The 12,431-nt window shown below is 38.5% G+C and carries 13 protein-coding genes; 1 reads left to right on the forward strand and 12 read right to left on the reverse strand.

What is annotated here, in order from left to right; all coding sequences use genetic code 11:
• Positions 1 to 47: 47 nt before the first annotated feature.
• The 11 genes from AC3CH7_RS05635 to AC3CH7_RS05685 all read right to left on the reverse strand — a co-directional run bounded on the left by AC3CH7_RS05635 (position 48) and on the right by AC3CH7_RS05685 (position 9,870).
• The gene (locus AC3CH7_RS05635; RefSeq protein ID WP_036167365.1) at positions 48 to 2,276 is read right to left on the reverse strand and encodes a penicillin-binding protein; all 2,229 of its coding nucleotides are present in this window, start codon (positions 2,274 to 2,276) and stop codon (positions 48 to 50) included.
• Complete coding sequence (gene ftsL, locus AC3CH7_RS05640) at positions 2,273 to 2,644, reverse strand: cell division protein FtsL (protein ID WP_012293153.1); 372 nt, start codon at positions 2,642 to 2,644, stop codon at positions 2,273 to 2,275. Before ftsL ends, AC3CH7_RS05635 begins: the two co-directional genes overlap by 4 nt.
• The gene (rsmH, locus tag AC3CH7_RS05645; protein WP_012293152.1) at positions 2,645 to 3,595 is read right to left on the reverse strand and encodes a 16S rRNA (cytosine(1402)-N(4))-methyltransferase RsmH; all 951 of its coding nucleotides are present in this window, start codon (positions 3,593 to 3,595) and stop codon (positions 2,645 to 2,647) included.
• 62 nt (positions 3,596 to 3,657) lie between these two features.
• Positions 3,658 to 4,089 carry a division/cell wall cluster transcriptional repressor MraZ gene (mraZ, locus tag AC3CH7_RS05650; protein ID WP_008173894.1) on the reverse strand — a complete coding sequence of 144 codons (432 nt, stop codon included), beginning with the start codon at positions 4,087 to 4,089 and terminating at the stop codon, positions 3,658 to 3,660.
• Positions 4,090 to 4,344: 255 nt separating this feature from the next.
• On the reverse strand, positions 4,345 to 5,961 hold the full coding sequence (bshC, locus tag AC3CH7_RS05655; RefSeq protein WP_012293150.1) for a bacillithiol biosynthesis cysteine-adding enzyme BshC: 1,617 nt from the start codon (positions 5,959 to 5,961) through the stop codon (positions 4,345 to 4,347).
• Between the two features lie 273 nt (positions 5,962 to 6,234).
• Positions 6,235 to 6,630, reverse strand: coding sequence for a DUF3397 domain-containing protein (locus tag AC3CH7_RS05660; RefSeq protein WP_031418914.1), 396 nt, complete (start codon positions 6,628 to 6,630; stop codon positions 6,235 to 6,237).
• Entirely contained in the window at positions 6,627 to 7,532 is a 906-nt protein-coding gene (locus AC3CH7_RS05665) for a ketopantoate reductase family protein (protein ID WP_012293148.1), read from the reverse strand. Before AC3CH7_RS05665 ends, AC3CH7_RS05660 begins: the two co-directional genes overlap by 4 nt.
• A 187-nt stretch (positions 7,533 to 7,719) precedes the next feature.
• Positions 7,720 to 8,097, reverse strand: a complete 378-nt coding sequence (locus AC3CH7_RS05670) for a transcriptional regulator (RefSeq protein ID WP_012293147.1) — start codon at positions 8,095 to 8,097, stop codon at positions 7,720 to 7,722.
• A 110-nt stretch (positions 8,098 to 8,207) separates the two neighbouring features.
• Complete coding sequence (locus AC3CH7_RS05675) at positions 8,208 to 8,975, reverse strand: enoyl-CoA hydratase/isomerase family protein (protein ID WP_488381607.1); 768 nt, start codon at positions 8,973 to 8,975, stop codon at positions 8,208 to 8,210.
• A 163-nt stretch (positions 8,976 to 9,138) separates the two neighbouring features.
• The gene (rpmF, locus tag AC3CH7_RS05680; protein ID WP_004224819.1) at positions 9,139 to 9,312 is read right to left on the reverse strand and encodes a 50S ribosomal protein L32; all 174 of its coding nucleotides are present in this window, start codon (positions 9,310 to 9,312) and stop codon (positions 9,139 to 9,141) included.
• A gap of 24 nt (positions 9,313 to 9,336) precedes the next feature.
• Positions 9,337 to 9,870, reverse strand: coding sequence for a YceD family protein (locus tag AC3CH7_RS05685; RefSeq protein WP_031418910.1), 534 nt, complete (start codon positions 9,868 to 9,870; stop codon positions 9,337 to 9,339).
• A gap of 167 nt (positions 9,871 to 10,037) precedes the next feature.
• On the opposite strand from AC3CH7_RS05685, the gene AC3CH7_RS05690 reads away from it, so the two are divergent.
• Positions 10,038 to 11,249, forward strand: coding sequence for a nucleotidyltransferase (locus tag AC3CH7_RS05690; RefSeq protein ID WP_012293144.1), 1,212 nt, complete (start codon positions 10,038 to 10,040; stop codon positions 11,247 to 11,249).
• A 46-nt stretch (positions 11,250 to 11,295) separates the two neighbouring features.
• On the opposite strand, the gene AC3CH7_RS05695 is transcribed toward AC3CH7_RS05690, so the two are convergent.
• A complete protein-coding gene (locus AC3CH7_RS05695; protein ID WP_031418908.1) occupies positions 11,296 to 12,342 on the reverse strand; it encodes a SepM family pheromone-processing serine protease in 1,047 nt (348 codons plus the stop codon).
• Positions 12,343 to 12,431: the final 89 nt, after the last annotated feature.

Below are 12,431 nucleotides of genomic sequence, written 5' to 3' on the forward strand. Positions count from 1 at the left end.
ACCTTGTTTTTTACAACGTATGAAATAAAGTGGACTTCTATTCAGTATTATTCATCCTCTACTTGTTCAATTTCACCCTCAGAGGCAGCTTCTACATCTTGCACAAAACTTTCAGCAGGTGTTTTGAGCTTAACAACAATCGGCGAACTATCCGTTATAACAGTCCCTGGAGATACACTTTGACTCGCTACAAAGCCCTCACCGAAAATCTCCATCTCTACCCCTGTCATGGATTTGAATACAAGTAAATTTCTTAATGACCAATTCGTAAAGTCTGGCAATATGATATCTCCATCTGTCTTTAAAAATACATAACTACCTTTTACTAGTTGTTTTGTATCTTTAGGATATTGGTCTATGATTTTACCCCCGCTACCAACAATAACAGGCTGCAATCCATTGTTTCCTAGCTCTACTTCAATCGCTTCAGCACTTTGACCTGTATAATCCTTCATATCTACCTTATCCACATGCTGTACATCATCCGGATTAATATTAAGGTGCTTTAAGCTATTTAACATCACAGGATTAAACACTTTAGATACTGGCACTGATCCAAGCTCATTATTTAACTTAGGTTTTTTCACTGAGACATACATAATGAGCTGAGGATCATCAACGGGAGCCATTCCTAAAAATGAATATAGGAATTGGTTAGCGCCCCAAGCATACGTACCATCTGCTCTCGGAATTTGCGCTGTCCCTGTCTTCCCCGCAACCTCGTAATCTTCCAATATAAAATCCTTTGCCGTACCATATTTTGAAGTTAAAGTAGAAGCAAGAATTTCTCGTACTTGTTTCGCTGTATCTGCTTTGATTGGCTGTCCTTTTTCAACAGGTTCATGGTTTTGAATAACCTTCCCTGTTGATGAATCAACAATGCGGTCAATTACATAGGGCTGCATCATCTTGCCATCATTCGCAATAGCAGTCATGGCTTGAATCATTTGGATAGGTGTTACGGTTGACCCTTGCCCATATGTTGTTGTTACTCGTTGGATTGGGTATTGAGATAATATTGTTCCTGCCGCTTCATTCGGTAAATCAATTCCGGTTTTGTGGCCAAAACCAAAGCGGTCTAAATATTCCACAAAGACATCATCGCCAATCAATTTTAATAAGTGGGCCATGGCCGTATTCGAAGAGCGTTGGAAACCCTCTAAATAGCTAATTTGTCCCCATCCAACCTGATTATGGTCTCGAATTGTTCGGTCATGTACTGTATAAGAGCCAGATTGAAAATTTGCATTCGGAGCCCACGTATTTGTATCAATCGCTGAAGCGAGCGTGAATGTTTTCATCGTTGAACCAGGCTCAATTGTCTCCTCAATTACCTCGTTCAGCCATTTCATATTTTGGCTTTCGCGTGTTTCAGGATTGAACGTAGGTCGTTGGGACATCGCTAATATTTTCCCTGTTTTGGGGTCTGCTACAACCGCAGTCATAGATTCAGGATTGTATTCCTTTTCAACCTTTGACATTGCTTCCTCTAAAAAGCTTTGGATGGTTTTATCGAGGGTTAAATAAATGTCATCCCCATTTTTAGCAGGCGTCACCATCTTCTCGCTGTTGGGTAATAAATAGCTGAAAGCATCTGTTTCATATTTGATTTTCCCGTCGACGCCTGTCAGTTCTTTATCATACGTATATTCTAGGCCCATTTCGCCTTTTGTTGTAACAGTCCCGTCCTCGTTATCCTTCTTCAGTGCATAGCCAATTAAATGGGAGGCAAAGACACCATTTGGATAATATCGTTTTAAGTCGCTAACAAATAGAATCCCTGGTAATTTTTCTTCCTTTATTTTACTCATAACCTCGTGACTAATACCGCGTCCTGAACTACCAAACTCTACTTGATATAATGGTTTCCCATCGCTTCTATAGCGATTATTTAGCTTTTTAAGAATTTCGTCTTCTTTTCCTTGCATGGCTGGAATATACTTCGCTAAAACTTGAGCCGTTTTTTCAGCATCTACAACATGCCTCGGTTTCTTTGAATCCGTTGTAGCTGCTTCACTTACGACAGCTACTAGGCGATAGCTTAACGTATCCTCTGCAATCACTTGACCGTTTTGGTCATAAATCTTTCCTCGGTTTGCTGTGATAACACTTTCCTTACCATACTTAGCAGCTGCTCTTGCTGCAAGCTCCTGTCCTTCTACTTGCCCTGTCGCCTGAATGTTCACCATTCTTGTGAATAATAGAAAAAAGAGCCCTCCATAAAAAATCAATAATAGAAAGGCTCCCCATTGGAATCGAAATCTCTTTTTTTTCATTCTCCCGGCACTACCTTTACATTTTTCTCATTTTGAGTTAAACCGAGTTCTTTCGCTTTTTTCCATATGTTTTCGTATGTAGAAAGTTCACTTACACGAACCGTTAAGTCAACATTCTGTTTTGCAATCTCATCTGCTTCTGATTCGATGTTTTGAATGTCCATGTTTGTAGTTTGAATAGCTGCTTGTTTATTTAATACCAGGATACCTAATACAGCAATAATGCTAACTAAAACAATTAGCATTGTCTTCTCAAACTTCTGGTTCGTTTTTTTACGACGTATGATAGTGGGTTGTGGACTAGGTGGTGTTATCGGTTGTTGCACTTGTTGATGTTGGTGCTGTTGCCTTACACGTACGGCTGCCATTTACTCACGCCCTTTGTCGTTAATTTTCTCCACCACTCTAAGCTTTGCTGAACGCGCCCGATTATTCACTTCTAATTCTTCATCTGAAGGAACAATTGGCTTTCGTGTAATAAGCTTTAAAGTTGGCTTCATGTCATCGGGAATTACAGGTAAATTTGGTGGTAATTCCGGTAATGATGACGCTTCCTTAAAGATTGTCTTGCATAGGCGGTCCTCCAATGAATGGAACGTAATGACACTAATGCGTCCACCTACGTTAATCATATCAATCGCATCGACTAATGAATCCTCTGCCGCGCCTAACTCGTCATTGACAGCAATTCTTATTGCTTGGAAAATGCGCTTTGCTGGATGCCCACCTTTTCGGCGTGCCGCTGCTGGAATACCCTCTTTAATAAGTTCTACAAGTTGTCCAGTTGTTTCAATCGGTGCTGATTTGCGCGCCTCTTCAATTTTACGAGCAACTTGCTTTGAAAACTTTTCTTCCCCATAACGGAAAAAAATACGTACTAAATCCTCATAAGCCCATTGATTGACAACTTCAAAAGCTGTAAGTGTTGCCGTTTGATCCATGCGCATATCTAGTGGTGCATCATGGTGATAGCTAAAGCCTCGCTCTGGTGTATCTAGCTGAGGTGAAGATACGCCTAAGTCATATAAAATGCCATCTACTTGTTCAAAACCATGAGCCAATAATTCTTCTTTTAAATACCGGAAATTCGAGTGGATAAACGTGACACGCTCAATATAGGGCGCTAATCGAATTTTCGCATTTTCAATAGCCGTCATATCTTGATCAAAACAAATTAATCGGCCTTTATCTGATAATTGCTGTACTAAATATTCACTATGGCCTGCACCACCTAACGTACAGTCCACATATACACCATCAGGATCGATGTTCAACCCATCAACAGTTTCTTTTAATAACACGGTTGTATGATCGAACATACCACTCGCTCCTTTCAGGCCTTAACCTCATGTCAACTTTGCATTGACATGCCTATCAAAAGTTAAAAATCAAAGCCAATCATATTTTCTGCAATTTCATTAAAAGATTGTTCAGACTCGCTGAAGTAAGCTTCCCATGCATCCTTAGCCCAAATCTCAATTCGATTTGAAACCCCCAACACTACACATTCCTTAACCAGATGTGCATGTTGCATAAGAGTAGCTGGAATATTGATTCGCCCCTGCTTGTCTATTTCTACCTCTGTTGCTCCAGAAAAGAAAAACCTTGCAAATGCACGTGTATCCTTTTTGGTCATCGGTAAATCTTTTAACTTTTCTTCGAGTTTTCGCCATTCATTCATAGGATAGCCAAATAGACAGTTATCGAGACCTCTTGTGACAACAAACGCTTCGCCTAAAGCTTCACGAAATTTTGCCGGCACGATTAATCGCCCTTTTGCATCAACGGAGTGTTGATATTCTCCCATGAACATACTACTCACCCCACTTTATTAAATAATGTACCACATCCCCCCACTTTCCTCCACTTTTTTTAAAAAAAACTTGACATTTTATCTCTTAATATGCAATTAGACCTTGATAGGAATTTTTGATATATGCTAAATGACATAAAGAAAGAGCTATCCTTAGTAGGATAGCTCTCTATATACGATTTTTATAGACATTATTCATCAAATCCCTATTGTATCAAAAAACTACCTAGGTATAAAGAACTTGATACTTAGGTTTTATAAATAAAGTAAATAGTGGTGTTTGCCAATACTATAGTTTTGCTTTAACATTTCAGCAATCAACATAGGTCCAAACTCATTAAAATATTGATACGGATTATACGTTCTTTCCTGGAAGCCCTCATTTGGATACAACTCATTTTGTAGCGTCGTAAATTTGCGTATAGTAGTCTCATGCTTATCGAGTACAGTTTGTTCAATTTTTTGCTGAAGGTAATCAAATTGTTTTGCATGATTTTCTTGATTCTTCACAAGGATTTTATCTAAAGTTAAATGTTGTTCCTCTAAATACGATGCAAGCTCACTGTACTTTTCTGCTAATAACTGCTCCATAGCCTGAATTTGGCGTTTAGCTTCAATATCTTGCACATCATGAATAAAACGCTCTTTCATTTCTAAGGCTTTGCCATTCCAAACATCTGTAACAGACAATTGATGTTCACGTAATAATTGTTCTACATGACGCGTCACAATCGTCATATGAAGGCGTGGAGCAAAAATAGGCATTTGTAGGTCTAGCACAGAAAATGCACTCTTTAATGTTGCCCAATAAGCTAATTCACCTGGACCACCGACGAATGCTAGTACAGGGAACGTCATTTCCTGCATTAATGGGCGAGACACTACATTATTACTCAAACGCTCTGGATATTTTTCAGCAATCTCTAATAGCTCTTCTCGAGTAAATTTAAGGTTTGCTGCTAAATTAATAAATAGATCATTTTTTCTTTCTAAAAGATGACGTTCTCCATCCTCTACATAGAATAAATTAGCTGCTTCTCGTGTGGCCAAAATAGGTTTTCCGTAGCCCGTTCGCTCTAGTTGCTCTTCCTTTTCTGTTACGACTCTAGCAATTTCTTCACTATGCTGAATGATATGCGTAAAATTGGTACTTTCATATTGACGGAAATTATAATCCGCTGCATCAATTAACAGTAACCCTTCATCTTTAAATAATTGGTTCATTAACCGCGCAAAGAAATCAGTAAATGTCTCACTTTCGTTTAGCACATCTACTAATTGTTTAATAAGCGCCTCTGTATACTCTGTTTCCCCAATATCCCTAACAACGGTATGGATGAATTGTGTCATTGACTCTTTATTGAGCATTGTTGCAGAAGCCATTGTTTTACGTCTAGAGCGCTCACTGTATGCACGTTTTTTTAATAGCTCACCATGCACCGTATAGGTATGATTAATTTCTTCCAAATCATGATCTTCTCCAGCTATCCAAAAAACAGGTACCACAGATCTTTGAAGCTTCACACTTTGCTCTTTTGCTAACACAATCACTGAAATCGCTTTATGAACGGAGTAAAGAGGGCCAGTTAAGATACCTGCTTGTTGGCCACCAATTATGACCATAGCTCCCTGTTCTAATTGTTGTAAATGCTCATTCGCTTTTTGTGATAGCCCTAGCGGCTCCATAAATTGACGGATGATGGCTGTCAGCTCTTTTTGATCTCTGGCATGTTGTGCTAAATGCTTCGCTCTTTTCTCAAAAGCCTGATCATTAAATTCGTATTCAAAAAACTGATGAATGGCAGTATTTGGCGACCAGTAATCGGCTAGCACATTATTTTTTATAGGTACTTGGATAGACTCCAGTTTCATTTAACATAAGCTCCTCTACTCACTCAATCATTAATTTACTTATAACGAGAAATTGATTCCTCACATATTATGCACATGATGCAGTAAATGTTTTAGCCCATATTGCATTTCTCCCACCATAAATATAGCACTGTGCAATATTACTGAACTATTCTTCTAGCTCTGGGCTTTATGGCCTTTAATCAGTTTCCCATCCATAAAGAATGATTTTTTATATCTACTTTATAATGCTATTATTTTAACCCTTATAGCTCCAACTTGAAAAGAAAATGCTTAGACAACCCGAAAATAGTCTACAAGGGACTGAATGACACCAATTATACAAATAACAGCATACGCGGTGCTCAATAATAAAAATAAAAAACGCCAAATTTTCTTTAATAAAGGCTTCACTTCTATTTCTTTTTTTGTCCGCCAATCAATATATGTAAAAATCATAGCCATCATTATTGCAAGTATGACTAAAAGTCCCCCTACATTTATTTGCCATAGTACCCCAATGCCTAAGGGTACCGAAAAGAACAAACAGAAGGTTGTCACATCAGAGGCTGCACCAAATGCATGCGTGCCCCGTATTTTAACTTTCCTGCTAATTAGATAGACTATAATAAAAAGAACAATTGGACAAAAAATAACGATACTAACAATTATATGTAAAATGTCTTTCAACTTTGTTCACCGCTCTCCTCTATCGCAAGTACTTGGAGATATAAGGTACGCAAAGTAGGCAAATGATGACCATTTGTTAAGGCTTTATTCAGTATGGCACCAACAATTGTTTCAATCTCACTTCTTCTTCCCTGCATACGATCTGCAAGCATAGAAGAGGTATTTTCGGCTGTTTGCCTACATAAGTCTACCACGTCTCCAAAAGATATAGTGCGCTCAATGCCTTCGAACGCCATTGTTAACTCCTCATATAAATTTTTCATAAGTACATACGCGTGTGTATTCGTCACTAGTTCCCCGTTCTTTATTTGTAATACACAAGTTAATGGATTGATTAAGCTATTGAATATAGCTTTTTCAAATAGCATCTTCTCCGCATTATCGACCAGTTCAACAGGAAACAATGGGTTTTGTAACTGTAACAACTTAAAAAAAACATGTTGTTCCCCTCGTTCAATAGCTATTTTACATGGACCAATTCCTCTATGTTGAACCGTTGTTTGATTCAGCAATTGTGCGCCAAAAGATACAGAGCAAAACGCGATATTTTTTTGAGGTAAATTTAGTGCCTCCTCAAAATGAGCTAAGCCATTTTGCAAAAAGAGCAAAGGTATTTCATTTGATAGTGACGCTAATTGGTCGTAGAGATTCTGTAAATGAACATATTTAACAGCAATGACCATTAAATCTTGAGGTGGTAAAGAAGTTAAATTTGTTGTAGAAACAATTTTTTGTACAGTTTTAGTTCCATCAACATTCAATCGCGTTAATTGATTGATAGTTAGCTCTTCTACCTGCTCCTGTTTTCTGGCAACCAATGACACTGACATTCCCGACTCTGCTAAAAAGCTTGCTGTTAATTGACCAACCGCACCAGCACCAATAACTGCTACCTTCATCATTTCATTTTACATCCTTTCCTCACTACTTTATAAAGCTATAAGAATAAGGTGCCTCAGAATAAATTCTAAGGCACCCCTAAGCAGGTTCTTCTATTATACAAGATTGGCTGATTATTGACGATATACTGAAAGGGTTTTATCTCTAGGAAAGATAAATATTGTATAATCTTCCGAAGCTACTGTAAATTTAATCTTTCATTAATGAATAACCTTGTTGCAGCCACTTCACTAATTTCTCATGTTCATTTTGCAACTCGCGATGTTTCATTTCAAGGGTTTGATAGGCATCTGTTAATTCGTCAAAACTTGTCAATGCCAATTTCAAGTGGCTTCGCATAGATTGTTGTGGTTGATTTCTTACAGCTAATAATGACTGACTATATTGACCACGTAATGTTTTATTCCAACGGAAGCCACATGCCTGCTTTGTACGGCCCAATTCCACAGCCGCCATTTCAAAAGCCTCCAACTGCGTTTTGCCATTTTGCACATTATGCAAGACAATTTCTGCTAGTCTTTCATCGTCTTCCTTTGTCCATTGATCTTTTCTTTTTTTCAATTCCATAATCTATCACCCTCGCATTTTTTACTACTATATGCAGTAGCGAGCAAAATAGAATCATTGCATGAAAAAAGACAGTGATGATGTTTTACTTTCATCACTGCCTTTATACATCACTTTTTATTCTTCTTAGTTAAGAAATTATTAACAGCCAGATGATGCGCTTCGCTTTCCCACAATTTTGCACAAGTACGAACTTCCTCCATCACCCGCTCATACATATTTCGTTCGCGCCATTTACGAAGTTCGATTTCCTTATAAGCTTTATGAACAGACGGATGTATTTTTCGCATATGTTCAATAAAATCATTTAACGCCTCTTCTTTTGAGCCTTCAAAAACTCGCATTGCCCACCCTATTTCATAGAGCAAATGTGCAGGATATGGCTTTGCATCTACAAGCATTTTTAACGCACGATCATGACGTAACCCTCTTTCAAAAAGATATGTACCACCACCCCAGCCACTCGTAATGGCTAAGGTCCCTTGAATAAAACCGCACTTGGCATGTTCTGTCACTAAACGGAAATCACAAGCCGTAGCAATCTCACAACCGCCACCAACTGCAGTACCATTTATAAGCGCTATCGTCGGAACCGGGAGCGTCGCAAGGTCATATAATATGTTCCCCATTTTACTTAACATACCAAATGCCTCATCCTCCGTCTCCAGAGAATGAAACTCAGATAGATCTCCCCCAGAGCAAAATGATTTTTCTCCAGCACCCGTCACTACTAAAAAACGTACATCCTCATGTTTACGAATATACATAATGACTTCCTGAAGACCATTCATAACCTCATCATTGACAGCATTACGCTTCTCTTCTCGATTAATCGTAAAAGTCATAACACCATCACGATTGTCAATCGTATAACTCACATCACTACCCCCTTTGTCTCCATGAAATAATTGTATCATACAATTATTTCACTATTATATTAAACTTCACAAACGACGCAATATTCCGTTTTTAATCCATCAAAAAAAGGCTAGTAAAGAGCCATGGTCTCTCTACTAGCCTTTTAAGTGAGCAAACACTGTATTATTTGCTTACTACTTCTTTACCTTTGTATTGTCCGCAAGCTTTGCAAACACGGTGTGATAATTTAGCCTCACCACAGTTAGGGCAAGTTACCATACCAGGTACAGATAATTTGAAATGCGTACGACGCTTTCTTTTTGCAGTTTTAGAAGTTCTTCTAAATGGTACAGCCATTGATGGCACCTCCTTACAGATCGTCTATTCGTCTGTTTGATCAAAATACTTAGCTAAAGCAGCTAGTCTTGGATCCACTTTTTGTTCGTCAGCTTTTTTGTGTAGCTCTACGTCTTCGTCTGTTGCATAAGACCAGCTTTTACCGCCTTGCACTTGTCCTTCAGTATTTTCCTTGAACACTTGCATAGGCACCTCGAGTAACACTAGTTCCTCAAGAACTGGTTTCATGTCGATGACTTCACCGTCAATATAGTGAATGTCTCCGTCATCGTCTCCTCGTTGATCTTCGTCAATCCAGCTAAAAATTTCAACTGTCTCAACATTGATAGGAAACTCAACATCCTCCCACGTGCGAGCACATGGTAGTGTTAACGTCGCTTTCACAGTTAACTGACATGTCATTTGCGATGCACCAAAAGTACATAGCCCTTTTACATGAACGGGCGAAATTGCTCGAATATCCTGGTTTCGCTCCATCACTTCGTCCAATTGGACAAAGGCATCGATTGGCATCCCGTTTTGGCGGTATTTAGATAATTGATGAATTGACCATTTCATTCGTTTAATCACCTCGAGACAACAATGTTGATTATATAATGTGTAAAAATAGATGTCAAGATAATTTCTTGTCACTACTTTAAAACCTACTTATAATTATATACTATAAGAAGTATATTTGCTCCTAACAGCTTACCATAAAAACATAAATGACCAGGAGGGAAAGCATGAAAGCAGTTGGAATTGTTGTTGAATATAATCCTTTTCACAACGGACATGCCTATCATTTGACACAGGCAAAAAAAGTAGCGAAAGCAGATATTGTCATCGCTGTTATGAGTGGAACATTTTTACAACGTGGTGAACCAGCTATGGTTGATAAATGGACACGTACAAAAATGGCACTCGCAGGTGGTGTAGATATTGTCATTGAGCTACCTTATGTCTATAGTACAGCTCCTGCTACTGATTTCGCAAAGGGGGCGATTTCAATATTAACTGCCGTTGGCTGTGACTCATTTGCTTTTGGTAGTGAGGATGGCTCTATCCAACCTTTCTTGAACACTTATGATTTGATTGACAATAACCGTACAGAATATGACGCACTCATAAAAGACAGCCTTAAAACGGGGGCTAGCTACCCTAAAAGCCTATATTACGCCTATGAACAGCTTACTCAGAAGTTCCCAGCCCCATACATTGATCTTGCACAACCCAATAATATTCTTGGCTTTCATTATCTAGAGGCGGCGAGAACGCTGGACAGTAACATCAAGCCGCTAACCATTCCCCGTATCGCAGCAGGTTATCATGATGCACTTAAACAGGACTCATCCATTGCAAGCGCCACTGGAATACGTAAAGCCCTAGCATCTACAAGTTCTTTACAAAGTGTGCAAAAGGTTGTCCCTGAGACATCTTTTGATTATTTGACAGACTGGCATAGACACTATAAAAAATTTGCCAGTTGGGAATCATTTTGGCCACTATTACAGTTCACTATCATGAGACACACGCCTTCAGAGCTCACTCGTTATGCAGAAGTAACTGAAGGAATTGAGAACGCTATTATGAAAGCTGCAAAAAATAGCTCATCCTTTAATAGCTTTATGGAAAAAATAAAATCTAAACGTTATACATGGACACGAATACAACGTATGATCACTCATATTTATACAGGGTTTACAAAGGAGCAGCTACAGAGCTTTGAAGCCCCATCATTTATCCGTTTACTTGGCATGAGCGCAAAGGGTCAAGCTTATTTAGGAAAGCGCAAAAAAGATATTGAATTACCTTTAATAAGTCGTGTTGCAGCTGCAAATGATGCTATGTTGGCCATCGATATTCATGCTGCAGAGCTATACAATTTAAGTATAGAACAAGGCGTTACAGCGCAGAGTCTCCCTAAAGATTATCAAACACCCCCAATTCGTAATTAAAGTCATAAAAAGAGATGCTAGATAGTCTAGCATCCCTTTATCGTCTTTATTTTGGTTGCAGCTGCTTTAAATATTTTATGGCATCATCTACATTTTTCACAGGTACAATTTTCATCTTTGTCCCAATCTCCTTCGCTGTTTTTACAGCAGTTGTATAATTCGACTCTAAATCTGGATATTTTGCCTTCATTTCTGTAGAAATTTCATCATCGGGGGCAAAAAAGATTTCCATACCATCACGATCAGCCGCTATGACCTTATAGTCAATCCCCCCAATTCGACCAACAGATCCATCCACTAGCATTTCTCCTGTACCTGCAATGGCATAACCTTTCGTTAAATCCTCATCCAGAAGTTGGTCTAATATTTCAAGTGTAAACATCAATCCTGCAGATGGACCACCAATATCCTCTGTTTTCATTGTTACTTGTGGATTGGTTTCAATTGATTTGCTTTCTGTATAAGAAATCCCTAAACCCGCTCTATGTTCTTGCGCATTTGGAATTTCCTTCAATGTAACCGTTGCCTTTTGCTGTTCTTCTTGTCGTATAAATTGAATCGTTACTTGATCCCCAAGCTGTTTAGGCTGTAAAAGCTCTACAAGCATTTGCTGATTAGTTATTTTGTGACCATCCACTTCAATTATTTCATCACCAGCTTTTAAGATGCCGTCTGAAGCACCACCATCTAATACATTTAAGATAAAAACACCGTTAAAATGAATTTTTGTCTCTAATCCAGCTCTTTGGAAAGCTACATATTTTGCATTAAATTGTGAATCTGACATTAATTTCAACTGTCGAACATTATATTCCTCATCATCCTCTAATGGATTTCGGACTTGTTCAATATCCATGAGTTTTTGATATTTTTGAGTTTTAGCCCATAAATATGAAAACGGTGTGGCTTGCTGCATGGCAACCGTCATGAGACTCATAGACCCTAAACTATCTGGCTCCTTGCTATCGACTGTAACAAATTTACTGACATCATAGGCACTACCAGGTTTCATAATATACGCGTCTAGTCGGTATAACATCATAGAACAAATCACGACTATTACCACCGCATAAATGCCAATTTTTTTCTTCACTTGAATACACCTCCTAGGACGCTTGCAAAACCATACGTTCATGTTTTTGCCTTTCTCACATATATTAATTTTAGCATTTGCCTATGTGA

Source organism: Lysinibacillus sp. F12, from assembly GCF_057773605.1.